The following is a 25,613-nucleotide window of genomic DNA, read 5'->3' on the forward strand; positions in this document are numbered from 1 at the left end:
GGTTGAACATCAGGTCTTGACATCCTCTCCTGCCCGAAGGACGGAGATTCCCGCCTGCCTGCCAGTGGGTACCGGCTGGGGCTTCGGATGGGTTCCTGTTTCTCCGCGCTGCGCCGGGACGAGTCCCGGTCCTACCTGCGCTCCACAGGCTGGCACGGCCAGTCCGGCCGCCCTGGCGACGTTGACCGCCGCGTTGATGTCTCGGTCAAGGGCGGCGGTCCCGCACGCCCCGCACGTCCATTCTCGGATGTGTAGGGGCTTGGGGCCGTCCTTGACACCGCAGGCCGAGCACACCTGTGATGTGGGCTCGAAGCGGCCGATGCGGTGAAAGGCACGCCCGTACAGGGCGGCCTTGTACTGCAGCATCGCGAGGAACGCCGACCACCCGGCGTCGTGCACGGACTTGGCCATGCGGGTGCGGGCGAGCGCCTTGACCGCCAGGTTTTCCACTGCAACCGCTTGGTTCTCGCGGATGATCCTCGTGGAAAGCTGGTGGTGGAACTCGCGCCGCGCATCGGCGGTTCGTGCGTGGGCTCGCGCAACCTTGATCCGGGCCTTCGCGCGGTTCTTCGACCCCTTGGCCTTGCGGCTGAGGTCCTGCTGCGCCTTCTTCAGCTTCTTCTCGGCCCGGCGCAGGAAACGGGGGCTGTCGATCTTCGTGCCGTCGGACAGGATCGCGAAGTGCGTCAGTCCCAGATCGATGCCGACCACGCTGTTCGTGGTGGGTAGCACGTCGGGCTCGGTCTCGACCACGAGCGAAGCGAAGTACCTGCCCGCGCTGTCCTTGACCACAGTCACCGTGGACGGGGTGGAAGGCAGGGCGCGGGACCACTTCACCTGCACGTCGCCGATCTTGGGGAGACGGAGCTTCCCGCCGGTCGTGATTTTCCATCCGGCGTTGGCGGTGAAGCGGACCGACTGCCGGGTGTCTTTGCGGGACTTGAACCGGGGTGCCCCCGTCTTCGGCCGGTGGCCCTTCAATCCGTCGAAGAAGTTCTTGTAGGCGGTGCCCAGGTCCCGGAGGGACTGCTGCAGCACCACCGATGACACTTCGGCAAGCCACGCCCTCTCGGGGGTCTTCTTCGAGGCCGTGAGCTGCTTGGACAGCTCGCCGGACGGAACGAACGGCAGCCCGGCGGCGCGGGCGGCCTCACAAGCTCGAAGGGCGTCGTTGAAGACAACCCGGGCACACCCGAACGCCCTCGCCAACGCCATGCGCTGACCGGCACTCGGGTACACACGGAAGTTGTACCGCAGCTGCACGTCGATCACTATTCCACTTATCTCATCCCACCGCGATGGAACCGCAATTCCGCTCCGGGCCACTCATGCAGTCCTCGGGCACGGTGGGATGACGTTCTCGGCGGTACGCCCCCCTACCTCGTTGCATTCACGGGCCGGCGGCCTGACCCGGGGAAGCCGTAGTGCCGCGCCACGCGGCCGGTGGTGAGGGGCGGGGGCGGGTATGGCCTGGTGGGAGTATCTGGTCGTGTTCTCGGGATGCTCGTCGATACGGTCCTGATCCGGTCGTTCGCTGATGCCCGGGGCCGGTTGCGCCTCGCCTCGCTGGCGGGGGGACGCGGTCGCGGTGCCGTGCCGGTACGTCGCCGAGGACGGGCCCGAGCCGTATCCGCGCCGGCCGCTCGCGGGGCGGCTGCACCTCAGCGCCACGAACGGGGCCGGCAGCCGGGGCTCGCTCGTCTTCCGTTCCCGGTGGAGGCGCGCCGTTTCCCTGCCGCACGCCCTCACGATCGTCTCCACGGACACCGTGGGCAGGCCGTCCGTCCTGGCCGTCGACGGCTGGACCCGGCTGCGGTACGCCGACCGGGACGGCCGGCACCACAGTTCGACGTCTCCACGCACGAACAGCGGTGCCTCCACGACGCCGTGGGCAACGGGGTCGGTGCGGTCCAGGGTCTCCCACTCTTATGCGGGCTTCCGCCGCTGCTCCTCGGCGGGTTCGTCACCGTGCGCGGCCTGCCGCGGGAGCGGCGTGCCTGGCCTGAGGCGTACCCCGCCGCGTAAGCGTGTCGAGCGGTTCTTCGGGGAAACCTCTTGCGCAATGGTCAAGAAGTGTTGACCATTGGGGCATGCCAAACGACGATCTTCCCGAGGCGTTTCACGTCACGACGGACGAGCAGCTGCGCGCCGTCTCCAATCTCACGCGGCACCGCATCATGGCCGTGCTCCGGTTCGAGCCCGCGACGATCACGCAGATCGCCGAGCGGGTGGGGCTCGCGAAGGGGAGTTCCAGCTATCACGTGCGGCTGCTCGAGCGGGCCGGGCTGGTGAAGGTGGTGCGGACGCGGAAGGTGCGCGGGGTCACCGAGCGGTACTACGCGATGGCCGCGCGGTCGATCGTGCTGCCCGATCCCGGTGAGGGCGGGCCGGACATGCTGATGCGGCACGCGGTCGCGGACCTGGAGGCGTCGCCGGCGGACGGTCCCCGGCACGTGGGGATGATGCATCTGCGGCTCAGCGAGGAGCAGTTCGCCGAGCTCGGGGAGCGGCTGATGGCGCTGGCGCGGGAGTACCGGGAGCTGTCCGATCCTTCGCTGCCTGACGCCTCGTTCGTTTTCGCACTGTTTCAGCCGGGCCGGGGGGATGCCAAGTGATGTCGAACGCCGTGAAGTTGCCTCGTGAGTTCGGGCGGCTGTGGGCCGCTCAGACGGTTTCCTCGCTCGGTGACGGGGTCATGCGGGCCGCGCTGCCTCTGCTCGCGCTGACGTTGACGCGTGATCCGATGGCGCTCGCCGTCGTCACCGCCGCCGGCACGCTGCCGTGGCTGCTGTTCGGGGTGCTCGGCGGCGCTCTCGTGGACCGGTGGGAGCGGCGGCGCACGATGGCGGTCGCGGACGCGGCGCGGGCCGTGCTGCTCGCGATACCGGTGGTGGCGGCCGCGTTCGACGCCCTGAGCATTCCGCTGCTGGCGGCCGTCGCCTTCCTCCTCGGGCTCGGCGGGCTGTTCTTCGACACCGCCGCCAGTGCCTACCTGCCCGACCTGCTGCGCCGCGACCCGGCGCTCCTTGAGCGGGCCAACTCGCGGCTGCGCGGGGCGCAGACGGCGGTGTCCGGTTTCGTGGGGCCGCCCGCGGGCAGTGCGCTGCTGGCGCTCGGGCGGGCGGTGCCGCTGGTCGCCGACGCCCTCTCGTTCGCGCTCTCCGCCCTGCTCGTACGGTCGCTGCCCGCGATGCCCCCGCCGGTGGCGGAGGTGCGTGAGTCGCTGGTGCGCCAGGCGCGGGCGGGAGCCTCGTACGTGTGGAAGGACCGGGTGCTGCTCGGCCTCGCGCTGCGGCCCGCGGTCGGGAACGTGGCCTTCGTCGCCGTGGACACCGTCCTCGCCCTCTTCGCGCACGACCGGCTCGGCATCGGCGCGCACGGTTTCGGTCTGCTGCTGACCGCGGAGGCCGCCGGCGGTCTGCTCGGCGCGGGCGTCGCGTCCTTCCTCGGCCGGCGCCTGGGCACCGGTACCGCGCTGACCTGCACCGCCGCCGTTGAGGGGCTGGCCATCCTCGTACTCGCCGCCGCACCCGGTCCGTACGTGGCCGGGGCCGCGCTCGCGGTGTGCGGGGCCGGCGTCGGCGCCACCATGGTGCTGGGGCCCTCGCTGCGGCAGTCGATCGTCCCGGCCCGCCTCATGGGCCGGGTCACCTCCACCTCCCGCATGGTGTCCATGTGCGCCGCTCCCACCGGGGCGTTCCTCGGCGGCTGGCTGGCCACCGCGTACGACATCCGTACCCCGCTCTACACCGCCGCCGCCCTGCTGCTCACGATGACCGCCGTCACGGCGTCCATGACCAGCAACCGGCGGGTCGAGGCGGCGCTGCGCGCCGCGAAGGCCGAGGAGACGGCGAGCAGTTCTGTACCGGAGGCGTCCGTCTCCTCCGGCTCCTCCGCCTCCTGAGGCGTGCGCGCCCCGCTGCGGGAGTCAGATGTGGAGCTCGGGCGGGAAGCCCGTCCAGCGCAGGTCGGCGGGGAGGTGGCCGGTGTCGTTGAAGAGCAGGACCGACGCCGGGCGGCCGGGCGCGTAACGGATGACGGTGAGCGCGGCGTTGGCGTGGTTGATGCCCATCCAGCGCCACGCGGGGGCCTCCAGGGCCTCGCGGACCAGCCAGGCGACGAGGAAGGCGTGGGTGACGACCAGTTCGTGGCGCGGCTCGTCGCCCTCGACGGGGCCGGTGAAGCGGGCGAGCGCCTCCTGGGCGAGGCCGGGGCCCTGTTCGCGTTCCTCGGCCGGGAACTGGGCCAGGTGGCCGAGCATGGCGTCGGCCGAGGCCGGCGGCAGTTCCTCGCGGCGCGGCATGTAGGGGATGTAGTCGCCGGCCGGTTCGCAGGCGTGCAGGGGGACGTGGTCGAGCTGTTCGCCGACCAGGCGTGCCGTCTGCTCCGCGCGGGCGAGCGGCCCGTGGTGGATCGCGGTGAGCGGGGCCCCGCGCAGCCGCTCGCCGAGCAGGACGGCCTGACGGCGTCCCGCGTCCGTCAGTGCCGTCTCGTCCGCCGAGGCCTCGCCGTGGCGGGCGAGGTAGAGGTAGCGGGCGGCCGTTGCCGTCATGCGCACGTCCTTCGTCCGTTCGTTCGTGATCTTGCGATTGTCCGAACGGACGTTGACACGTGCTCTGCGGTTCCCACGCGGGTGCAGGTCAGCGGGTGCGGGTCAGCGGGCCAGGCGGTGGAGCAGGGTGTGGATCGTCGTGTCCTGCGGGGCGGGTGCTTCGGCGGTCAGGTGGGTCAGGAGGAGGGCGAAGCGGTTGTCCGGCTGGCGCAGGAACGGTTCGCCGCCTTCCCACAGGACCGTGCGGAGGCGTTCGGGGGTGAGCTGGCCGTCGCCCGCCGAGGCGGTGACCAGGAGCAGGGCGAGGCGCCGGTCCAGGCGGGTCGGCGTCCAGCGGCCCGCCGTCAGGTCGACGGACAGATCCTTCGCCATGCCGGTGGGGGTGGCGTGGGCGGGGGTGGGGGTGGGGCTGGGGGTCTTCATGGGGTGATTTTGCGCCTTTCGTGCGGGCCCCGTGGGGAATGCGGTGTGGGCGCGTACTCCTCGTTGCCGGGAGGAGTACGCGCCCACGGGCACCGAAGGCGGGGTGGATCCGTGCGACGGGGGCGGGCGCCGGGTCCTTTCCCGTACCCGCTTGGGCGGGGCCGGGACCGCTCTTCGGTGGTTCTTGGGTGGGCCGGGTCAGCTCGTCGTCGCGGTCTTGCGGCCGGTGACGGCGCGCAGGAGGACGGCGAGGGCGACCAGGACGATGCCGAGCCAGACGACGCTGGTGACGCCGGTGTGGTCGGCGAACAGGCCGCCGATGAGGGCGCCCAGGGCGATGCAGGTGTTGTACGCCATCGTGTTGAGCGACATGGCGGCTTCGAAGGTCTCGGGCGCGGCGGCGAGCGTCATGTTGATCTGGCTGAGCTGGACGACGCCGAAGGCGACGCCCCACAGGACCATGGCGGCGATGACGCCGATGTCGTTCGTGCCGATGAGCAGCAGCATGACGAGCGCGGCGATCAGGAGCAGGCCGCCGGCCACGAAGCTGCCCTTGAGGCTCTTGTTGACGGTCTGGCCGCCGACGAAGTTGCCGATCGCGCCGCCGACGCCGAAGACGATGAGGACGACGGTGATGAAGCCGACCGTGGCGGAGGTGGTCTCCTCCAGGTAGGGGCGGACGAAGGTGTAGGCGCCGAAGTGTCCGAGGACGAAGAGCACGACCATGATCAGGACGACGCGCAGCTGCACGTTCTTGACGGGCAGGGTGAACACCTCGCGGACCGAGACCGCGTTCGCGGACGGCAGGGAGGGGATCGTGAAGGCGACGGCGAGGAACACCAGCGCGCTCAGCCCGGACCAGATCAGGAAGGTGGTGCGCCAGTCGCCGGCGCTTTCGAGGAGCGTGCCGAGCGGGATGCCGACGACGGTGGCGATCGCGATGCCGGACATCACCACGGCGGCGGCCTTGTTGGCCTGCTTCTCGGGGACGATCCGCATCGCCATGCTGACGCCGATCGCCCAGAACACGCCGCTGGCGAAGCCCATGATCAGGCGGGTGCCGAGGATGAGGGGGTAGTTCGGGGCGATCGAGGTGACCAGGTTGCCGACGGCGAGGACGGCGAGGAGCGCGGTCAGCAGCTTGCGCCGGTTGACGCGGCGGGTCCAGGCCACGATGAACGGCACGCCGAGGCCGGCCGCGACGCCCTGGGCCGTCACCATCAGGCCGGCCGCGCCGACGGAGACGTGCAGGCTCTCGCTGAGCGGGGTGAGCAGGCCGATCGGCATGAGCTCGGTGGTGAGGAAGACGAACAGGCTGGCGGTGATGGCGGCCACGCCCAGCCATCCCCTGGCCGGGGACACCTGCTGCGGCGCCGCGACGGGCGCGTTGGTCTCTTCTTGAATCGTCATGTCATCTCTCCGGATGCGGGGTCGGCGGGGCTGCCGCCGTGGTGAGGTGCGCCCGCCGTGATCCGCTGGGTGCTGGCGAGGGGTGGTGCCGGGTTCGTGACGGGGGTCTGCCCGTGCTCGTGCCCGCCGGGGCCGGGGTCCTCGGGCTTCTTCTTCGGCGGGCGGGGCTGGCCCAGCAGGATCGCCAGGAAGATGACGGCCACACCGAGGAGTTGGAGGGCGGACAGCGTCTGGTCCTTGAAGAGGTAGCCGAGGAGCGCCGCCACGACCGGGCTGCCCAGCGCGAGGAAGGAGACCGCGACGGCCGGCAGGCGTTCGATGCCCCGGAACCAGATGATGTAGCTGAGGACCGCGCCGAGGGTGATGAGGTAGGCGAAGCCGGCGACGTTGGTGCCGGTGAGCGTGGTGGGGAGGTCTTCGAGGGTCAGCCAGAACGGCAGCAGGAGCAGGCCTGCCACGGTGAGCTGCCAGCCGGTGAAGGTGAGCAGGCTGACGCCTTCGGGCCTGCCCCACCGTTTGGTCAGGGTGATGCCCGACGCCATGCACAGTGCTCCGCCGACCGCGGCGAGGACTCCCACCGCGTCGAGGGAGCCCGTGCCCTTGAAGACGAGGAGCACGACGCCCACGGCGCCCAGGACGCAGGCCACGGCGGACAGGGCTCTGAGCCGTTCGCCGAGGAAGAGGGCGGCGAGGATCACGACGAACATGGGCTGCGCCGACATGATCATGGCGGCGACGCCGCCGGGCAGCCGGTAGGCCGCCACGAAGAGCAGGAAGTTGAAGGCGCCGATGTTCAGCACGCCGAGGACCAGCGCGCGCCACCACCAGACGCCGGCCGGGAGCTTGCGGCCGAGGGCCAGCAGGACCAGGCCGCCGGGCAGGGCCCGCATGGTGGTCGCGAGCAACGGCCGGTCCGGCGGCAGCAGTTCGGTGGTCACCAGGTAGGTGCTGCCCCAGACGGCCGGCGCCAGGCCGGTCACGGCCGCCGTCAGGACGTTCTGTCCGTTCTTCATCTCGCCTCGCATCCCGTCTTCATCTCGCCTCGCTCCCGCCGGGTCAGTCGAAGATCGGGTCGCGGTCGCGGCCGCGCTTGAGCTCGAAGAAGCCGTCGGTGCTCGTCACCGCGAGCACGCCGTCCCAGAGCTTCCCGGCGGCCTCGCCCCGGGGGGCGGGGGTGAGGACGGGGCCGAAGAACGCCATCGGTTCGCCGTCCGGGCCGGGTACGTGGATGACGGGGGTGCCGACCTCGGAGCCGACCGGGTCCATCCCCTCGTGGTGCACGGCCCGCAGCTTGGTGTCCCAGGAGGTGTCCTCGGCGGCGTCGATGAGGTCGGCGGGCAGGCCCGCCTCGGCGAGGGCGGCGCTGATCATGTCGTGGCCCAGGCCGGCCTTCTCGTGGTGGATCAGCCGGCCCATCGCCTCGTAGAGCGGGCGCAGGACCTCTTCGCCGTGCGCGTGCTGGGCGGCGACGCACACCCGGACGCAGGCCCAGCCGTCGATCATGCCCTGGCGGTACTTCTCCGGGACCTCGCGGCCCTCGTTGAGGACCGACAGGCTCATGATGTGGAACCGCGTCTGGACGGGGCGGACCTGCTCCACCTCCAGCATCCAGCGCGAGGTGATCCAGGCCCAGGGGCAGCGCGGGTCCACCCACATGTCGGCGATCGTGGTCTCGGTGCGCGCCGGCGTGGTGCTGGTGCTGGTGCTCATGGCGGGTGCTCGTCCTTTCGGTGTCGCGGGCACGTGGGCGCGCGGGCAGGACCCGGCCGGGCCGGGGAGGGCCCGGAACGGGGTGCGCTCGGATGCGTTCACGTGCGGGAAGGGGAGGGCGCGGCCGCGCGGCGCGGGCGCATGTGGTGTGTGCCTGCCGTGTGCGGTCCTGATCAGTCTCGGCCCACCGGTATTGATGAGTCCAACACATGCTTGTCACGCTATGCATCTCGTATCGAGATGGATGAGGATGGGGTGATGGAGCTTCAGCAGATGCGGTACGTGGTCGCCGTGGCCGAGACCAACAGCTTTACGAGAGCGGCTCAGCGCTGTCTGGTGGTGCAGTCCGCGCTCAGCCACCAGATCGCGCGGCTGGAGAAGGAGCTGGGCGCCCGGCTCTTCGAACGCACCAGCCGCCGGGTGCGGCTGACGGCTGCGGGCGAGGCGTTCCTGGTGTCGGCCCGCCAGTGCCTGGACGCGGCGGAGCGGGCCGCCGCCGAGGTCGCGGCGACCGTCGGGGAGGTCCGCGGCCGGCTCGCGCTGGGGCTGATCCCCACCGTCGCCGCCGTGGACGTCCCGGCCGTCCTCAGGGAGTTCCACCGGCGCCACCCCAAGGCGCGGATCAGCCTCAGCGTGGGGGCGAGCGACGAGCTGGTCGAGCGGGTCAGGCAGGGCGAGATCGAGGTCGCGTTCCTCGGCATCCCCGTGACCGCCCGCCCCCGGGGCGTCATGGCCCGTGAGCTGAACCGGGAACAGCTGGTCGCCGTCGTCTCGCCCGACCATCCGCTCGCCGGGGAGAGCGCGGTGGGCCTGCAGCGGCTGTCGGCGGAGGTGTTCGTCGACCTTCCCGCGAAGACCGCCGGGCGGGCCCAGTCCGACCTGGCCTTCGCCGCGGCCGGTCTGACCCGCGAGGTCGCCTTCGAGGTGACCAACGCCGACTACCTGGCCCGGCTGGTCGGCGCCGGCCTCGGGGTGGCGCTGCTCCCGCCCACGTACGTCGCGGGCCTGACCGGCCTGGTGACGATCGAGGTCGCGGACGCGCCGTCCCGCGCCGAGTACGTGATCTGGGGCCGCGACGGCCGCACTCCGGCGGCCGCCGCGTTCCTCGACCTGCTGGGCATCGAGGAGGAGACGGCCGGGGCGGGGCGGCCCGCCTCCGGCTGAGGCGAGGAGGGGCGGGGCGCTGACCGCCGGGCGGGCCGGGCAGACCTCCCGGCTCTGCCCCGCTCCCCCGGCCCGGCCTACTCCCCCTGTCTGGGCCAGGTGCCGATCTCCTCGGCCGCCCGTGGTCCGTAGGTCCGCAGGAGTCGTTCCGTCAGGTCGCCGGGCAGCAGTTTGTACTCCTGGGTGCCGGTCGACTCCAGGACCACTGTGGCCAGGGCGCAGCCGAGTTGGGCGGCGCGTTCGTGGGGCAGTGACCGGGAGTGGCCGGCGAGGAAACCGGCGCGGAAGGCGTCGCCGACGCCGGTGGGGTCGGCGGGGTGGGCGGTGGTGACGGCGGGGACGTGCCGGGCGGGGTGGCCGGCGGTGAGGATCGAGACGCCGTCGGCGCCGCGGGTCACGATCCACGCGCCGACCCGGTGAAGTACCTCCGTCTCGCTCCAGCCGGTCAGCTGCCGCAGGAGTGCGCTCTCGTAGGCGTTGGTGAACAGGAACCGGGCGCCGTCGACGAGCAGGCGGGCCGATTCCCGGTCCAGGCGGGCCAGTTGCTGGGAGGGGTCGGCCGCGACGGGGAGGCCGGCCGTGTGGGCGGCCGCGGTGTGGCGGACCATCGCCTCCGGCTCGTCGGGGCCGATCAGGACGAGGTCGAGGGGGCCGGTGCGGTCCGCGACCTCGGCGAGGTCGATCTCCCGGGCCTCCGCCATGGCGCCGGGGTAGAAGGACGCGATCTGGTTGTGGTCGGTGTCGGTGGTGCACATGAAGCGGGCGGTGTGGCGGGTCGCGCTGCGCCGGACCGCGGTGGTGTTCACGCCGTGGGCGCGCAGCCGGGCGTCGTACTCGGCGAAGTCGGTTCCGGCGGCGCCGACCAGGACCGGGGTCAGGCCGAGCAGGCCCAGGCCGAAGCAGATGTTCGCGGCGACGCCGCCGCTGCGGACCTGGAGGTCGTCGACGAGGAAGGACAGCGAGATCGTCGCGAGGTGCTCGGGCAGGAGCTGGTCGGTGAAGCGGCCGGGGAAGGTCGCCAGGTGGTCGGTGGCGATGGAGCCGGTGACGGCGATGTTCATGGGCGGCCGGTCTCTCCCGTCGTGCGTGCGGGCGGGCGGGTGGACAAGGGGGCGTGGCCCGGGGCCTCCCCCGGAGAGGGAGGGAGGCCCCGGGCCACGAGAGGGGTGTGCGGGGGTGTGCGGGTCAGGAGAGGCGGTGCACGGTGAAGTCGACGGGGACGTCGAAGACGGGCTGGGTGGTGGAGAGGACCACCTTGCGGTCGAAGCCCTCGTCGGCGATCAGCTTCTCGAAGTACTCCACGTCGCCCATGGTGCTGAAGAACATGATCATGCGTCCGTTCTCCGTGAGGTGGGCGCGGGCCTCGCGGAAGAAGCGGGTCAGGGCCTGGTAGCCGGCGTCGGTGCCGGCGACGTCGGCGTAGTCGGCGGCGGCGAACCACTGGAAGGGCGGGTTGAAGATGATCAGGTCGAAGCGGCCCTCGACCGCGTCGAAGACGTCGCTCTCGCGGGCCTCGACGCGGTCGGCGACGCCGTTGAGCTGTGCGTTGGTGCGCACGGCGGCGACGGCGTACGGGTTGAGGTCGACGGCCAGGACGTCGGCGCCCTTCTTCGCGGCGATGAGCGCGAGCGAGCCGCTGCCGGTGCCCATGTCGAGGACCTTGTCGCCGGGCTGGACCTCGGCGAAGACGGCGCCGCCGAGCATCGGGGAGACGGGGCAGGGGGTCATGACCTGGGAGGGGACGCGCAGGGTGAGGCCGAGGAACGGGTGGGTCTGCTCGCCTTCCTCGCCGCCGGAGTGCGCGGCCATGGTCTGGCGCAGTCCTTCGATCTCCTTCACGCGCTCGGTGGAGATGAGCGGGCGGTAGGACGCGGCCTGGGTGGCGGACTGGGTGTCGAGCTTCGTCATGGTGTCGTGTCCATTCCTGTGTGGTGGGAGTCAGGCGGCTTTGAGGCGGGCGTGGGCGGCGGCGAGGCGGCCGCCGACCTCGGCGGTGGAGGCGAGGACGGCCATGTTGGCCCGGGAGGAGCGGCCGTCGGTGGCCGCGTCGACCGCGCGCATGAGGTATTTGGTGATGGCCTGGCCGCGGATGTTGTCGCGGTCGGCGGCGGCCATGGCCTCGGTGATCGCGGCGTCGACCTCGTCGCTGTCGATCGCTTCCTCGGGCCGTACGGGGGTGGTGATGAGGAAGGAGCTGTGGTTGCCGAGCGCCCAGTGGTTCTCGACCGACCGGGCGATCACCTCGTCGTCGTCCAGCCGCATCGGGCTGGGGAAGCCGCTGGAGAGGCAGTAGAAGGCGGGGAAGTCGTCGGAGCGGTAGGAGACGACGGGGACGCACTGGGTCTCCAGGTACTCCAGTGTCAGGCCGAGGTCGAGGATCTTCTTCGCCCCCGCGCACACCACCGCGACCTTGGAGCGGGTGAACTGGATGAGGTCGGAGGAGACGTCCATGGTCCGTTCGGCGCCGCGGTGCACTCCGCCGATGCCGGCCGAGGAGAAGAACGCGATGCCGGCGCGTTCGGCGGCCACCAGGCAGGAGGCGACGGTCAGCGCGCCCATGCGGCCCTGGGCCAGGACGACGGGCATGTCCCGGCTGGAGACCTTGGGGATGCCGGGCGTGGAGGCGAACCGGTCGATGTCGGCGTCGGTCATGCCGACCTTGATCCGGCCGCCGTCGACGGCGATGGTCGCCGGGACCGAGCCGCCGGCGCGGACGGCCTGTTCGACCTTGCGGGCGGTGGCGGCGTTGTCCGGGTAGGGCAGGCCGTGGGTGATGACGTTGGACTCCAGGGCCACGACCGGGCGGCCCTCGTGCAGGGCGTCGGCCACCTCGTCGCTGAAGTCGAGCGGGATGCCCGCGGAGGAACCCTGGAAGGCGCCCGGGGAGGAAGGGGAGGAGGGAGAGCTCACGGTCGCCTTCTCAGTGGGTGTGGGTGTCGGCGTCGGTGACGGTGTCGGTCACGGTGACGGTGTCGGTGTCGGGGCCGTAGTCGGGGACCTTCCGTAGGACGTGCCGGCGGTTGAGGATCTCCGGGATGTAGACCTCCTCGGTCCACAGCTCCGCGTCGACCGGCTCGATCGCGATCGACACCACCGACTCGTCGCAGCCGAACGCGTCGGTCACGGCCTTGGTCACCGAGGCCACCAGCTCGGACTGCTGGGCGTCGCTGAGCGGCATCGGGAAGTGCTTGATGTTGATGTGCGGCATGACGGTGTCCTTCCGGGTCGTCAGGCGCCGGCGGATGGCCGTCGCGAGCTCGTCTACGTCCGGGTCCCTGAGCAGGGAGTAGTGGTCGGCCCGCAGCTCGACGACGGTCGGCGGGGCGGTGAGGTGGCCGCTGCTCTCGTCGAGGAACCCGTACTCGTCGCCTTGCGCCTTGAAGACGGTCAGCGGCGCCGCGACCTTCCGTTCGCGCAGTTCGCGGAAGGTGTAGCTGAACTCGAAGGTCAGCGCGACGATCCGGATGATCCGCAGGACGAAGTCGCGGTCGGCTCCGGGGACCTTGTCGGCGACGAAGTCGGCGAAGGACTCCTCGTCGCCGGCCGCCGCCAGGCAGCGGGCCGTCGTCTCCTCGTCGATCCGGCCGGTGAACACCGAGAGCAGGATGGCGACGAAGGCCGGGTCGGTGTACGAGGCGGTGCGCCGGTCCGGGCCCGGGGTACGGGTCTTGGGGGCGCCCGGCGCGATCAGGAAGACGTGGTCGACGGTGTGCCCGGCCTGCTCCAGCTGGTAGGCGGCCTCGAACGCGACGCGGGCGCCGAAGGAGTAGCCCCACAGGGTGTAGGGGCCTTCCGGCTGCCGGGCGGTGAGGGCCTTCACGTCCTGGGCGGCCATCTCCCGGATCGTCTCGTACGGTGCCTCGCCGGGGTTGATGCCGTGGGCCTGCACGCCGAGGAACGGCCGGTCCAGGCCGAGGCGTTCGGCCAGGAGCCGCAGGTTCATCGGGTAGCCGCCCAGGCCCGGCCAGCAGTGGACGGGGCGTCCCGTGCCCTGCCGGAGCAGGACCAGGCGCGAGGAGGAGGCGGCGGCCGGGTCGCCGAGGAGGCGGCGGGCGAGGCCTTCCACGGTCGGCGAGGTGAAGACGGTCTCCAGCGGCAGGCCGGATCCGAAGGCCCGGTTGATGTGGTGGATCAGGGAGACGGCGAGCAGCGAGTTGCCGCCGCAGGCGAAGAAGTCGTCCTGGACGGAGACGCTCTGCTGCTTCATCACGCGCTTCCACAGCTCCGCGACGCGGCGTTCGGTCTCGTCGCGGGGGGCGACGAAGGGGCGGTCGGCGGCGCCGACGTCGACGGTGTCCAGGGCGGCGAGCGCCTTGAGGTCGATCTTCCCGTTGGCGGTGGTCGCCAGCCGGTCCAGGACGACGACCTTGTTCGGGATCATGTAGTCCGGCAGGTAGTTGACGAGGTCGTCGCGGATGAGCTCGGCCGGGCCCCGCATGTGGACCGCGTCCTCGCGCATGCCCTCGTGGCGGCGCTGCTCGCCGCTGACGCGTCCGCCGACGAAGAAGTACGAGGCTCCGCGGGGCCGGTCCAGGTCGCGCAGGACGGCGTCGATGCGGCGGGCGGAGGGCAGGTCGTCGCCACTGTGGGAGCTGTAGCCCGAGGACATGAAGCCGAGGTCGAGGTCGTTCATCGACAGACGCTGGAGGGTGCGGCCGAGGTCGATGTAGCGGCGCCAGTGTTCGGGGGTGCGGCTGATCGCGGAGATCCCGAAGCCGGCCCGGTCGTAGACGGCCTGGTTGATGGCGATGACGTGCTTGCGCAGGATCAGGTCCGGGGAGACCGGCAGGAGCCGGCCGTCCTCGTGGACGTACTGGCCGGGCGGCTTGTCCAGGCCGCGGCCGGGGTGGATCTGGACGTACAGGTCGACGTCGGGGTCGGTGCGGGGCCCGGCGTAGGGGACGAGGTCGTAGGCGCCGAGGTAGTGGTCGGCGGCGGCGACCCGCAACCGGTCCTTGGTCTGCGGAGTGAAGGGGGCGGGGGTGATGTCGAGGCCGTGGGCGGGCAGGACCTCTTCGAGGAGCCCGACGATGTGGCCGGCCTCGATCTCCAGGACTTCCCTGATGTTCTTCTTGTAGACGGGCTCGATGGCGCCGTGGCGGCCGAGGAAGTGCAGCCGGATCCGCGGCTCCCCGGCCCGCTCCCCTGTCTGCGTCCCGCTCTGCGTCCCGGTGGTGGTCTCCCCCGCTGCGGAGACCAGGACGAGGCGGTGGTCGACGGGGTGGTGGTAGTGGATGCCGGGGGCGATGCCGGGGAAGCCGGTGATCTCCACGTACACCTGGGTGGCGTAGAGGGAACCGGGCGAGGCGTAGGCGTACTTGGGGAGCAGGCGGTCGGGGCTGTGGTGCGGGCCGAGGGTGCGCAGGATCGCGCCCAGTCCGGTGAGGTCGAGGTCGGCGAGGCCGCGGGCGCGGGGGGCGGGGGCGGGGCGGCGGGCCAGCAGCTTCAGGAGGTCGGCCTCGGTGACCGGGGCGGCGCCTTCGTAGAAGCGGTAGGTCTTGCGGGCGAAGGCCTGGGCGCGCTGGGCGGGTGTGGCGGTGCGGCCGGGCAGGTCGAGGGAGGGACGGGCCTTCAGGTCGGCGGTGGTGCGGATGCCGGGGTTGGACAGCTGGGCCTTGACCTGGAGCTTGCTCTCCTTGGACTGGTGGTGGGCGCCGTGGCTGCCCTGGTCCATGAGGGCGGCTTCCCTGGGGTCGAGTTCGACGCAGGCGATCAGGTTCTGGAAGCCGGTTCTCGGGTCGTCCTTGACCAGGACGGCCGCGTGCCGGACCCAGTCGTGGGTCTCGATGGCGAGCCGGATCTCGTCGAGCTCCACCCGGAACCCGCGCAGTTTGACCTGGTTGTCGGCGCGGCCGACGAACTGGACGGTGCCGTCGGCGTTCCAGGAGGCGAGGTCGCCGGTGCGGAAGAGGCGGCCGGGGCCGAAGGGGTTGTCGCTGAAGCGTTCCTCGGTCAGGTCGGGGCGGTGCAGGTAGCCGCGGGCGACCTGGACGCCGCCGATGTACAGCTCGCCGGTCTCGCCGGCGGCGAGTTCGGTGAGGCCGGGGCCGAGGATGTGGTACTCGGTGGCGTCGGCCGGGGCGCCGATGGAGATCGAGCGGGGGCCGTCGTCGAGGGTGGAGGTCGGCACGCGGAACGACGAGGAGTTGATGGTGCACTCGGTCGGCCCGTACAGGTTGACCAGTTCGCAGCCGGGGAGGGTCTGCAGGAAGGTGCGGGCCAGGGTCTGGGAGAGGACCTCGCCGCCGGTGAAGACCTGCCGGAGGGTGTCGCAGGTGTCGAACTCCTCGGTGTCCAGGAGGGCTTGGAGGAGGGTCGGGACGCACTGGAGGGTGGTCACGCCGTGGGCGCGGATCGTGCCGAGGAGGCGTTCGGTGTCCCGGTGGATGCCGGGGCCGCCGACGACGAGGAGGGAGCCGACGGCGGGGGCGAGGACCTCCCACTGGGCGGCGTCGAAGCTGATGGGCGTCTTGTGGAGGATGACGCGGGTGCGGTCGATGCCGTGGGCGGTGCGCAGCCAGGTCATCTGGGAGGCGATGGAGCGGTGTTCGATCATGACGCCCTTGGGGCGGCCGGTGCTTCCCGAGGTGTAGATGACGTAGGCGAGGGAGCCGGGGTCGATGCCCGTGTCCGTGTACGTGCTCGTGTACGGGTCCGTGCCGGGGGTGTCGGCGGCGGCGTCGGCGTCTTCGATGCGGAGGATCGTGGTGCCGGCGGGGGCCAGGGCCGTCAGGCGCTCGACGAGGTGGCCGTGGGCGACGATCACCTTCGTACCGGAGTGCTCGATCATGTAGCGCAGTCGCTCTTCGGGGTACTCCGGGGCGAGCGGCAGGTAGGCGCCGCCGGCGAGGAGGACGCCCCAGACGCCGGTGACCAGTTCGGCGGAGGGTTCGACGAACAGTCCCACGCAGCTGTCCGCCGCCACGCCGGTCTCGCTGAGGCGTGCGGCGAGTCCTCGGCTTCGCCCGACCAGTTCGGCGTAGGTGAGGTGCTGGTCGCCGCTGATCACGGCGGTGTCGCCGGGGCGTTCGGCGGCGGTGCGCAGGAGCAGGTCGGGCAGGAGTAAGGGGCGTATGGCCGGGCCCCGGCCGGACGCGTCGGTAGGCAAGGTGAGTCCCCCTGGAAGCGGAATGCGTGTGGTCGGCGGCCGGATGTCAGCGGCCGGGTGTCAGCGTTCGGCGGCTTGGGCGGTGCGGCCCCTGCGCAGGGCGTCGGCGACGTCGAGCATCCGGCGGGTCTGGTGGGCGAGGGCGGCGAGGTTGTCGTCGGTGACGTTCTCCGCGAGGCGGCCCGGGATCGCCTGGCGTCCGGAGACGGAACTGACGCCGTAGGGATTGCCGTTGCTGGGCGTCTTCATGATGTCGTCGGTGACGCCGGGCGGGACGATGATCCCGCCCCAGTGGCAGAAGACGGTGTTGAGGGAGAGGATCGTCGCCTCCTGGCCGCCGTGCGGGGCGCCGGTGGAGGTGAAGGCAGACATGACCTTGCCGTCGAGGCCGCCGCGGGCGTTGAGGGGCCAGGCGAGGTCGATGAAGTGCTTGAGCGGCGCGGGGATCATGCCGAACCGGCCGGGGCCGCCGAGCAGGATCGCGTCGGCCCAGGCCAGGTCGTCGACGCCGGCGGCCGGGATGTGGGCGATGGCCGCGACGTTCTCCCGCCAGGCCTCGGTCCACTCGGTGAACTCGGGGGCCAGGGTGGCGTCGACGTACTCGGGGACCCGGCGCAGCCGGACCTCGGCGCCCGCCTTGACGGCGGCCTCTTCCGCGGCCAGGGCGAGCTTGTGGACGTTGCCGGTGCCGGAGTAGTAGACGATGGAGATCTTCGTGGTCGGCGAGGACGCGCCGGTGGTGGACACGGGAGTGCTCCCTTGGGCGAAGGCCGGAAGAAGAGGGGGCCGGAGCGGCGGTTTCCCGGCGCACGCAGTACCGGGTACGGAGTACCGGGTACGGGATGCCGGGTACGGGATGCCGGGTACGGCGTGCGGGGGTACGGGGTACCGGGTGCGGGGTGCCGCGCGCTCCGGCGGGGAGAAACGTTTCGTTCAGGCGGGCAGGTCGGTGCCGAAGTAGCGGTCGCCGAAGTCGCCGATGCCCGGGAGCATGAACGCGTTCTCGTTGAGGCGTTCCTCGACGGAGGAGGTCACGATCCGCACCGCCGGGTGGCGGTCGTGGACGGCCTTGATTCCCTCGGGGGCGGAGAGCAGGTTCACGAAGACGATGTTCTCCTCCGGCACGCCGTGGTCGAGGAGGACGCCGAGGGCGGCGAGCGCGGAGCCGCCGGTGGCGAGCATGGGGTCGAGGAGCAGGACGTGTCCCTCGCCGATGCCGGCCGGCAGGGCCTCGTAGTACAGGTGCGGGAGTTTGGTGGCCTTGTCCCGCTGGATGAGGATCTTGCCCAGGCGGGTCTCGGGCGCCATCAGGCGCAGCTCGGACTCCATGCTGTCGCCGGCGCGGACGACGGACACGCCGTAGACGGGTCCGGCGGGGGCCAGGCCGTGGTAGGTCCGGCCGACGGGAGTGGTGACGTCGCGGGGCACGTGCGGGAGCAGGCCGAGCGCGGCGTCGAGGAGCTGGCGGATGATGCGGGCGGCGGTAGGGACGAACTCCTCGCGCCGGGCCTGGCGGTCGCGGACGACCGTGTGCAGGGCGCGCAGCCGGTCGGTCTGGGGCAGGAGGTGGACGACGCCCGTCTGCGGCCGGGTGTGGGTGGCCATCAGGAGGCGTTCCGTCCGTCCTCGGCGGCGACCTTGGCGAAGGCGGCGCGGGCTTCCTTCACGAAGGTGCGGACCTTGAGGCGGTCCTTGCGGCGGGTGGCGGGGTCCTCCAGGCCGGTGTGGGCGTCGACGGCGGCGGGGCGGACGGCCTCGATGGCGGCGGCGACGTTCTCGGGGGTCAGGCCGCCGGCCAGCATGAGGGGCTTGGGCGAGATCCGTACGAGTTCGGCGCTGACGGCCCAGTCGTGGGTCAGGCCGGTGGCGCCCTTGGCTCCGGTGGCCGGGTTGAAGCTGTCGGTGATGAACATGTCGACCCACTCGGCGGAGCTCTCGACGATCTCGCGGAGCTCGTCGATGTTGTCCGTCTTCACCACGAGGCTCTTGAGGACGTAGAGGTCGGGGGCGAGGGTGCGCAGGCGGCGCAGCTCGGCGGGGGTGACGTCGCCGTGGAGCTGGATGGCGCCGACGCCCATGTCGGAGCAGAAGGCGGCGATCTCGTCGGCGTCGGTCAGGTAGGTGATGATGACGCCCTTGGTGCCGGGCTGGATCGCCTTGACGATGGCGGCGGCGTCGGCCTCGGTGAGGTCCTCGTTCTTGGCCGGCAGGCGCAGGGCGAAGCCGAGCCAGTCGGTGCCCTCCTCGATGATGAGGTCGGCCTCGGACTGGTCGATGACGCCGGCGACCTGGATCAAGCCGTACATGTCTGCCTCCTTGGGCCCGGGCCGCGGGGCCGGGGCCGGTCTGCGACGGGTGGGATGCGGTGCGGTGACGGCGGGATGCGCGCCGGGGACGGTTCAGCGCGGGGCCGTTCAGCCCGGGGCTTTGGGGCCAAGGACCGTTCGGCCGGGGGCTGTTCGGCGGGGGGCTGTTCAGCCGGTGATGGCGGCCCGGGCGAGTTCGGCGAGGACGAGGCGGGCCACGGGGGCGGCGGAGGCGGGGTTCTGCCCCGTGACGACCCGGCCGTCGTTCTGGGTGTGGGCCTCGTACATGGGTGCCTTGGTGTGCAGGGCGCCGGTTTCCTTCAGCCGGTCCTCCAGGAGGAAGGGCATGACCTCGACGAGGCCGAGGGAGTTCTCCTCCTCGTTGCTGAAGGAGGCGACCTTCCGGCCCTGGACGAGGGGGGTGCCGTCGGGCAGGCGCAGGTTGACCAGGGCGGCCGGGCCGTGGCAGACGGCGGAGATGACGCCGCCGCGGCCGTGGATGTCCATGGCGATGCGGGCCAGGTCCGGGGAGTCGGGGAAGTCCCACATGGCGCCGTGGCCGCCGACGTAGAAGATCGCGGCGTAGGCGGCGGGGTCGACGTCGGCGGCGCGGCGGGTGGCGACGAGTTTGGCCTTGACGGTCTCGTCGGCGAGGAAGCCGGTGATCTCCGGGTCGTTCTCCTCGCCGTCGAAGACGACGGCGGGCGGTTCGCCGCCGCGCACGGAGACGAAGTCGACGTCGTGGCCGGCGCCGGTGAAGACGTTGTAGGGGTGGGCGGCCTCGGAGACGCTGTAGCCGGTCCGTTCGCCGGTCTCCCCCAGGGTGTCGTGGCTGCTGACGGCGAGCAGGATCTTGGCCATGGTTCCTCCCGGGAATCGCTGTGGGGTGTGCTCTGGGGTGGTGGGGCGGGCCCTGCCGAGGGGCGGGGCCGCGCCCGGGGTGGGGGTGGTGAGGGCCGGGTGGGTCAGACCTTGTGGATGAAGTCCTGGACAAGCTTCACGAATTCGACCGGCTTCTCGAAGATGACCATGTGTCCGCTGTCGATCTCGGTGTAGGCGGCGCCGGGGATGGCGGCGGCCAGTTCGCGGGAGTGCTCGGCGGGGACGGCGGAGTCCGGGTACGGGGCGAGGACGAGGGTCTCGGCCCGGACCTGGCCGACCAGGTCGCGGATGTCGACGTTGACGAGGAGTTCGAGCTGGCGGATCCGGCCCTGGGAGGGGCTGAGTTCGGCGCCGAGGTTCTCGACATCCTTCAGGCTGGGCTGGCTGCGCACGAAGCGGGGGCTGAAGGCGGTGGTGCTGAGCACGCGGCCGAAGGCCATGGGGTCGTGCTTCTGGCTGAGGGTCAGGCCGATGAGGTTCTCGATGTAGAGGTCGGTCTTGACCAGGCCGCCGACGGGGACGAGGCGGCGGACGAGGGCGGGGTGGAGGGCGGCGGTGGCGGCGACGACGGCGCCGCCGAGGGAGAAGCCGACCAGGTCCACGGGGCCGAGGCCGGCGTGCTCGATGACGGCGGCGACCTCGTTCGCGAGCTGTTCGACGGTCAGGGGGGTGCCGTCGTCGGTCGCGGCCTCGCTGCCGGACAGCTCGGGGAGGATGACGGTGTTGCGGCGGGCGAACTCCTCGACGAGGTGGCCGAAGGTGACCTGGCCGCCCTTGCCCACGCCGTGCACCAGCACCAGGGCCGGACCCTCGCCGGTCACGGTGTAGTGGATGCGGGAGTTACCGACGGAGATGGCGGGCATGACGGATCGCCTCCTGTGACGACGTGAAAAAAAGGGGAACATAAGGGACCGGATATCCGGCGGAGGGCGACGGAGGGGTTGCCCGGAATGTTTTCGTCGCATTCCGGTCCGCTGCGCCGTTGTGCGGCGCGAGCAGGCCTCCGCATTTCCGCCCGTGCGGATACGCGGGAATTTCGGCAACGCCGTCCGGTGTGGTCCAGGACCGGACGGATGGGGCGGGCCCGGAAAAAGTGGGCCGTCGACCGTGGCGCCCGAAAAGGGCCGGTGTTGCCGCACCGGTTCTTCGGACGTGGCGCACATGCGGTTGCGAGGGGCGGGCACGCTGCGGGGACCCGGGAGAGGGCGCTGAACTCGTGCCATCTCCCCGGCCTTTGAGGTGGGAGGGCCGTGCGACACCACGACCCCGATCACCTGGAGTAGAATTTATCTACTTCCCGAGATCCCGTCAAGCTCTCCTGGATCGCGCGAGGGTGACTCGACCGGATCGCGCGAAGGTGGGCCGGCGACCGGGCAACCGCCCCCCGTCGCGCGGCCGGAGCGCCCGTCCGGCGGGAAAGGGGATCCGTCCGCGCCCGCCGCCGCGCGGGGGACGAAAAAGGGGGAATTGCGCCTCGCGGCAATCGGAGGGGTCTGCCCGCACAGCCGCGCGGGACATGCCCCGAGGGGTCACAAGATTATGCCGAAGACCCGGATATCAAGACCTTCCGCCAGCCAGGCCCTATAATTTCTTCACACCTCATCGCTATGGAGTACCCCCTATGCCCGACCGCGTGTTCGACGGCAATAAGTTGCGTCGCCTCCGTGTCGCCAAAGGCCTTTCACAGACCAGCCTGGCCGTCGGGCTTCACGTGAAGGTGAACGCCGTCTATCGCTGGGAGAAGGGATTGGCGTCTCCCCCTCCGGAACGGCTGTCGGCGATCGCCGCATTTCTGGACGCCGATCTCGACGAACTCTTTCCGCGCTCCGGACCGCCGAATCTCGCCGACCTGAGATGCGACGCGGGGATGACCCAGGCGGACACGGCGCAGCACACCAACACCTCCTCCCCCATGCCCGTACGGGCCGCGGAGCAGGGCCGGCGGCCGCTGTCGGAGCAGGCGGTGGCGGCGCTGGCGGCCGCCTACGGGGTGACCCGCGCCGAACTCCTCGCCGCCCAGAGGCGTTCCTTCGGGCAGCCCGAGGAGCCGGCGCCGGAGCCCTCCGAGGACGGCGCCCGCGTCGCACGGAAGCTGGAGTCCCTGCGCAGGGAGGTCTACGGGGGCCAGGCGCCCTCCGACGCGCACCTGGCGGCCGAGGGGAACCGCAAGGCCGGCGCGGAGGTACTCACCGAGGCGGCGGTCCGGGCGCTGCGGGCCGGGGAGGTCGCCGAGCCGGCGGGTGAGGTGCTCGACGCGCTGGCGCTCGCCTTCGACGTGCCGCCGGTCTACTTCCGGCAGGACGATCCCGAGGTCGACTCGCTGATCCTGTCGACCCGGGCCGTGCGCAACAAGTTCACCGTGATGGTCGCGCGCGGCGCGGGGCAGGACGTGCCCGGCGAGCCCTGGGACGAGCTGCGGGCCTTCATCGGGGAGACGATGCGGGAGATCCTCGCCGGCGACGAGAACGGGCGCCCGGCGTAGCCCCTCCCCCGGCCCGAACGACCAGCGCCCACCCCCTTAACTCTGCCCGTTTTTCAGGGGTGTTCACGGACCGATCGCCGGTGTTCCCCTGTGGAGTGAGACGCGCAGGGCCGAACCCGCGCCGACGGGCCGCTGCCGGCGTCTGCGGCTGATGTACCGCGCCGCCTTGTCGGCCCGCAGTTCGACCAGCACGTCGCGCTCCAGCGGATCGGGGGCGGTGAGGGTGCCGGACGGCGCCACCGTGCGCGGGCGGGCGGCTCCGGGAGGCCGGACGACTCCGGTGTTGTCCCCGGCCCACAGGTGCACGAGCTGATGCACCTTCAATTCCAGTTCGTGGGAAGGGGAGCAGCCCTCGGGGTGGAGGATCAGGTCGAGGGGATGGGTGTCGTGGCGGACGAGGAGGCCGCAGGCGCCGTCGATTCCCGCCAGGTGCGGGGGGATCGGTTTCATGACGATGCGCCGGCCGCTGGCCTTGGCCATGTTTCCCACGAGCCGGTCGAGGTCGAAGGGGTCGGGCAAGGGCATGGAGGCGATGAGGTGTTCACTTTCCTGTTCGGCCTGGGCGTGGAGCCGGTCGGCGCCCGGATGGCGGGATAAACCGGCGAGGATTCCCGATGCGGTATTTCCGTGGTGGGGCAGTGAATTCATCCCGCGCATCCCGCGATGTCGTTCCGCTTCCTGGGGCCTGGATACCGGGTTCTTGAACGGCCTGACCTGAGCATTCCGCATTCCCCCTTCTACGCACGGCTACTTGTGGCCTCGCATGGGCGCGCGGGCATGGTGCGACCACGCTGTCGGCATTCTGGGACTACGTTGCGCATGTGCCGGTGACGCGCGCGCGGGCTCCGCGTGAACAGTGCGCGGGGCGGGCCCGGTCCGGGGCGGTCACCTCCGGAGCGCGGCTCCCGGTCGCGTCCGTGGGGCCCGTTGGGGCGGCTGAGCGGATGGCGTGCAAGGTGTGGCGCCCGGTTCCCCCGTAGTACGCATCCCTTGTGCCGCTCCCGTCCTGATCGTGTCAGTCGGCCCCAGTTCGGCTGATCGAGTCCCGATCTTGCCGACCGCTACGATAAATGTCAGTCATCCGCTCTGGTGAAGATGTACCGAAGTCTGGCCGAAACTCACCAAGCGCTGAGCGGCCCCCGGATCCCGCGCCCTGAACGGCGTTGTGCGTCAAGGGAGTTCGCCCGCTCCAGGCCCCCTCGTCAGCCCTGTGCGGCCTGCTCCGCTCCCCTCCCGTGTCCCCGCTGCTCCCCCGTCGCCCGCGGCGGGCGGGGGCCGGGGTCGGCAGAGCGGGAATCAAGGGGCGCTGCACCGGCCGGAGGTTAGCTTTCCGGACACTGATGGATGGGGGATCTTCGATGGAGCTCCGGATACTGGGATCGATAGAGCTGTGGACGGGCGGTGCCCTGGCCGATCTGGGTCCTGCGCGTCAACGCAGCATTCTGGGCGTCCTGTTGGTCGATCCGGAACGGCCGGTGACGTTGGAGTCCCTGGTCGACCGGGTGTGGGGGGACATGCCGCCCGCGGGGGTGCGCAATGTCGTCCACACCTACATCACGCGGCTGCGCCGGGCGCTGGCGCGCGCGTCGGCGGATCTGCCCGAGCCGGTCGGTCTGGTGCGCACGCCTGCGGGGTATCAGGTTTCGGTCGATCCGGGCACGGTGGATCTGGTGCGGTTCCGGCGGCTGCTGAAGAGTGCCCAGCAGGAGGGGCTCGGGGACCGGGAGCGCAGTGTGCTGTTGCAGGAGGCGCTGCGTCTGTGGCGGGGTGACGCGCTCGGCGGGATGCAGGGCGACTGGGCGGCGCGGCTGCGCGAGACGCTGCGGCAGCTGCATCACGAGGCGCTCAGTCAGTGGGCGGACGCCGAGATCCGTCTGGGGCGGCCGGGTGCGGTGCTGGCGGAGCTGCGTTCGGCTTTGCTGACCGATCCGCTGTCGGAGCAGCTGTGCGAGCGTCTGATGCTGGCGCTGTATCTGGAGGGGCGCAGTGTCGACGCGCTGGAGTACTACCAGTCGATGCGGCGGCTGATCGCCAAGGAGCTGGGGACGGATCCCTCGCGGCGGCTGCAGCGTTTGTACGAGACGATCCTGCGCGGGGACGTGGCCGGGCTTCCCGCGGCGCCCGCCGAGCGGGGTTCCGGTGGCGGGGCGGCCGGCGGGGCGCCGGGCGGGAACGCGGTGCCGGCGGCCGCCGGGCCCGTACCCATGCCCGTGGCGGGTGTGGCGGCGGCGTCGGGTCCGCAGGTGCCGCAGATGCTGCCGCTGGATCTGCCTGACTTCACCGGGCGGGAGCGTGAACTGGACTCGATGCAGCGGACGTTGACGCGGCCGGGTGACGCGCGGCCGCCGGCGGTGGTGGTGGTCGGCGGCGGCGGGGTGGGCAAGACGGCGCTGGCGGTGCGGCTGGGGCACCGGCTGCGGTCGGCGTTTCCCGACGGGCAGCTGTACGCGGCGCTGCGGGGCAGCGGGGTGCGGCCGGCGGATCCGTACGCGGTGATGGGCCGGCTGCTGCGGGTGCTGGGGACGGATCCCGGGGGGCTTCCGGTCGATCCCGACGAGCGTGCGGAGGTGTACCGGCTGGCGCTGGCGGGGCGCAGGCTGCTGCTGGTCCTGGACGACGCGGCCGACGAGGCGCAGGTGCAGCCGTTGCTGCCGGACAGTACGGGCGTCGCGGTGCTGGTCACCAGCCGGGGGCGGCTGGGGCTGCCGCTGGGGGCGCGGGTGCTGGCGCTGCCGGATCTGCCGCACGGGCACAGTGTGCGGCTGCTGGCGCGGATGCTGGGGGCGGAGCGGGTCGAGCGGGAGCCGGTGGCGGCGGCGGCGATCGCGCGGTACTGCGGGGGGCTGCCGCTGGCCCTGCGGGCGGCGGCGCTGCGGCTGAACGGGCGGCCGCACTGGTCGCTGAGCCGGTACGCGGAGCGGCTCAGCGACGAGGGGCGGCGTCTTGACGAGCTGGCGCACAGTTCGCTGAGTGTGCGGGCGAGTTTCACCGCCTCGTTCAAGGCGCTGCCGCACGACGCGCGCGAGGCGCTGCGGTGCCTGGGTGATCTGCCGGTGTCGGAGTTCGACGCGTCGGTGGCGTGCCCGGTCCTGGGCAAGGACTTCGCGGCGGTGGAGGACGCCTGTGAGCAGCTGGTGGAGGCGCACTTCCTGAGTGTGGCGGAGCCGGCGGGGGCGGAGCTGCCGACCCGTTACCGGCTGGACGGGCTGCAGCGCAGCTTCGCGCAGGAGCTGGGCGCGGGGCGCGGGGCCGTACGGGAGGCGGAGCTGCGTCCCGGCCGGGCCCTGGCCGTGTGAGGCGAAGCCCGTACAAGACAGGGCCGTACACGGCGGAGCCCGTACAAGACAGGGCCGTACACGGCGGAGCCCGTACGGGACGGGGCCGTGCAAGGCGGGGCCGTACAGCGGGCGACCTGGCAGTACACCGGTCTTCAAGAGGCGCTCCAGTCCCGCTCCCACCGGGGCGGTGGAGAGTCCTTCTCGAAGCCACCTACGCGACAGGGCAGGAAGGAGTGGGACCGCAATGACGCCTCCGGACACTCCCGCAGCCGTGCTGCCGGACCTCGGCAGGACCGAC

21 protein-coding genes are annotated in these 25,613 nt (G+C 71.7%); 5 read left to right on the top strand and 16 right to left on the bottom strand.

Going from position 1 to position 25,613, the window contains the following annotated elements; all coding sequences use genetic code 11:
• Positions 1 to 9: 9 nt before the first annotated feature.
• Positions 10 to 1,263 (bottom strand): RNA-guided endonuclease InsQ/TnpB family protein, encoded by a 1,254-nt coding sequence (locus ACFC0Z_RS07405; RefSeq protein ID WP_376435016.1) that lies wholly within the window; start codon positions 1,261 to 1,263, stop codon positions 10 to 12.
• A gap of 827 nt (positions 1,264 to 2,090) precedes the next feature.
• On the opposite strand from ACFC0Z_RS07405, the gene ACFC0Z_RS07410 reads away from it, so the two are divergent.
• Positions 2,091 to 2,615: an ArsR/SmtB family transcription factor gene (locus ACFC0Z_RS07410; protein WP_376433781.1), complete on the top strand. Its 525-nt coding sequence runs from the start codon at positions 2,091 to 2,093 to the stop codon at positions 2,613 to 2,615.
• Positions 2,615 to 3,904: an MFS transporter gene (locus tag ACFC0Z_RS07415; protein WP_376433783.1), complete on the top strand. Its 1,290-nt coding sequence runs from the start codon at positions 2,615 to 2,617 to the stop codon at positions 3,902 to 3,904. The genes ACFC0Z_RS07410 and ACFC0Z_RS07415 overlap by 1 nt, the downstream gene beginning before the upstream one ends.
• Positions 3,905 to 3,928: 24 nt before the next feature.
• Here the strand turns inward: ACFC0Z_RS07415 and ACFC0Z_RS07420 are convergent, their stop codons facing one another.
• From ACFC0Z_RS07420 to ACFC0Z_RS07440, 5 genes are all read right to left on the bottom strand, one after another.
• Positions 3,929 to 4,552 (bottom strand): histidine phosphatase family protein, encoded by a 624-nt coding sequence (locus tag ACFC0Z_RS07420; RefSeq protein WP_376433785.1) that lies wholly within the window; start codon positions 4,550 to 4,552, stop codon positions 3,929 to 3,931.
• Positions 4,553 to 4,654: 102 nt separating this feature from the next.
• The gene (locus ACFC0Z_RS07425; protein WP_376433787.1) at positions 4,655 to 4,975 is read right to left on the bottom strand and encodes a hypothetical protein; all 321 of its coding nucleotides are present in this window, start codon (positions 4,973 to 4,975) and stop codon (positions 4,655 to 4,657) included.
• A 198-nt stretch (positions 4,976 to 5,173) separates the two neighbouring features.
• On the bottom strand, positions 5,174 to 6,385 hold the full coding sequence (locus tag ACFC0Z_RS07430) for an MFS transporter (protein WP_376433789.1): 1,212 nt from the start codon (positions 6,383 to 6,385) through the stop codon (positions 5,174 to 5,176).
• The gene (locus ACFC0Z_RS07435; protein ID WP_376433791.1) at positions 6,382 to 7,398 is read right to left on the bottom strand and encodes an EamA family transporter; all 1,017 of its coding nucleotides are present in this window, start codon (positions 7,396 to 7,398) and stop codon (positions 6,382 to 6,384) included. The genes ACFC0Z_RS07430 and ACFC0Z_RS07435 overlap by 4 nt, the downstream gene beginning before the upstream one ends.
• A 43-nt stretch (positions 7,399 to 7,441) precedes the next feature.
• Positions 7,442 to 8,095, bottom strand: coding sequence for a disulfide bond formation protein DsbA (locus ACFC0Z_RS07440; RefSeq protein ID WP_376433792.1), 654 nt, complete (start codon positions 8,093 to 8,095; stop codon positions 7,442 to 7,444).
• A gap of 258 nt (positions 8,096 to 8,353) precedes the next feature.
• Here ACFC0Z_RS07440 and ACFC0Z_RS07445 point away from each other — a divergent pair, with 258 nt between their 5' ends.
• Positions 8,354 to 9,259, top strand: a complete 906-nt coding sequence (locus ACFC0Z_RS07445; RefSeq protein WP_376433794.1) for a LysR family transcriptional regulator — start codon at positions 8,354 to 8,356, stop codon at positions 9,257 to 9,259.
• 77 nt (positions 9,260 to 9,336) lie between these two features.
• Here ACFC0Z_RS07445 and ACFC0Z_RS07450 read toward each other — a convergent pair whose 3' ends face one another.
• The 9 genes from ACFC0Z_RS07450 to ACFC0Z_RS07490 form a co-directional block, all read right to left on the bottom strand.
• Complete coding sequence (locus tag ACFC0Z_RS07450; protein WP_376433796.1) at positions 9,337 to 10,320, bottom strand: carbohydrate kinase family protein; 984 nt, start codon at positions 10,318 to 10,320, stop codon at positions 9,337 to 9,339.
• A 124-nt stretch (positions 10,321 to 10,444) separates the two neighbouring features.
• The gene (locus tag ACFC0Z_RS07455; RefSeq protein ID WP_376433798.1) at positions 10,445 to 11,167 is read right to left on the bottom strand and encodes a HemK2/MTQ2 family protein methyltransferase; all 723 of its coding nucleotides are present in this window, start codon (positions 11,165 to 11,167) and stop codon (positions 10,445 to 10,447) included.
• Positions 11,168 to 11,197: 30 nt separating this feature from the next.
• On the bottom strand, positions 11,198 to 12,112 hold the full coding sequence (locus ACFC0Z_RS07460) for a pseudouridine-5'-phosphate glycosidase (protein WP_376435018.1): 915 nt from the start codon (positions 12,110 to 12,112) through the stop codon (positions 11,198 to 11,200).
• A gap of 67 nt (positions 12,113 to 12,179) precedes the next feature.
• The gene (locus tag ACFC0Z_RS07465; protein WP_376433800.1) at positions 12,180 to 16,367 is read right to left on the bottom strand and encodes an amino acid adenylation domain-containing protein; all 4,188 of its coding nucleotides are present in this window, start codon (positions 16,365 to 16,367) and stop codon (positions 12,180 to 12,182) included.
• Between the two features lie 60 nt (positions 16,368 to 16,427).
• Positions 16,428 to 17,114, bottom strand: coding sequence for an NAD(P)H-dependent oxidoreductase (locus tag ACFC0Z_RS07470; RefSeq protein WP_376433802.1), 687 nt, complete (start codon positions 17,112 to 17,114; stop codon positions 16,428 to 16,430).
• A 186-nt stretch (positions 17,115 to 17,300) separates the two neighbouring features.
• Positions 17,301 to 17,972 (bottom strand): uracil phosphoribosyltransferase, encoded by a 672-nt coding sequence (gene upp / locus ACFC0Z_RS07475; protein ID WP_376433804.1) that lies wholly within the window; start codon positions 17,970 to 17,972, stop codon positions 17,301 to 17,303.
• The gene (locus ACFC0Z_RS07480; protein WP_376433806.1) at positions 17,972 to 18,673 is read right to left on the bottom strand and encodes a phosphoribosylanthranilate isomerase; all 702 of its coding nucleotides are present in this window, start codon (positions 18,671 to 18,673) and stop codon (positions 17,972 to 17,974) included. The genes upp and ACFC0Z_RS07480 overlap by 1 nt, the downstream gene beginning before the upstream one ends.
• Before the next feature lie 168 nt (positions 18,674 to 18,841).
• The gene (locus tag ACFC0Z_RS07485) at positions 18,842 to 19,534 is read right to left on the bottom strand and encodes a type 1 glutamine amidotransferase domain-containing protein (protein ID WP_376433808.1); all 693 of its coding nucleotides are present in this window, start codon (positions 19,532 to 19,534) and stop codon (positions 18,842 to 18,844) included.
• A 104-nt stretch (positions 19,535 to 19,638) separates the two neighbouring features.
• On the bottom strand, positions 19,639 to 20,418 hold the full coding sequence (locus tag ACFC0Z_RS07490; protein ID WP_376433810.1) for an alpha/beta fold hydrolase: 780 nt from the start codon (positions 20,416 to 20,418) through the stop codon (positions 19,639 to 19,641).
• Positions 20,419 to 21,176: 758 nt separating this feature from the next.
• Here ACFC0Z_RS07490 and ACFC0Z_RS07495 point away from each other — a divergent pair.
• Positions 21,177 to 22,037, top strand: coding sequence for a helix-turn-helix domain-containing protein (locus ACFC0Z_RS07495; RefSeq protein WP_376433812.1), 861 nt, complete (start codon positions 21,177 to 21,179; stop codon positions 22,035 to 22,037).
• A gap of 63 nt (positions 22,038 to 22,100) precedes the next feature.
• On the opposite strand, the gene ACFC0Z_RS07500 is transcribed toward ACFC0Z_RS07495, so the two are convergent.
• A complete protein-coding gene (locus ACFC0Z_RS07500; RefSeq protein ID WP_376433814.1) occupies positions 22,101 to 22,685 on the bottom strand; it encodes a hypothetical protein in 585 nt (194 codons plus the stop codon).
• A 710-nt stretch (positions 22,686 to 23,395) separates the two neighbouring features.
• Between ACFC0Z_RS07500 and ACFC0Z_RS07505 the strand changes: the two genes are divergently transcribed.
• A complete protein-coding gene (locus ACFC0Z_RS07505) occupies positions 23,396 to 25,333 on the top strand; it encodes a BTAD domain-containing putative transcriptional regulator (protein ID WP_376433816.1) in 1,938 nt (645 codons plus the stop codon).
• Positions 25,334 to 25,613: the final 280 nt, after the last annotated feature.

The organism is Streptomyces sp. NPDC056144 (assembly GCF_042264145.1).
GTDB lineage: Bacteria > Actinomycetota > Actinomycetes > Streptomycetales > Streptomycetaceae > Streptomyces.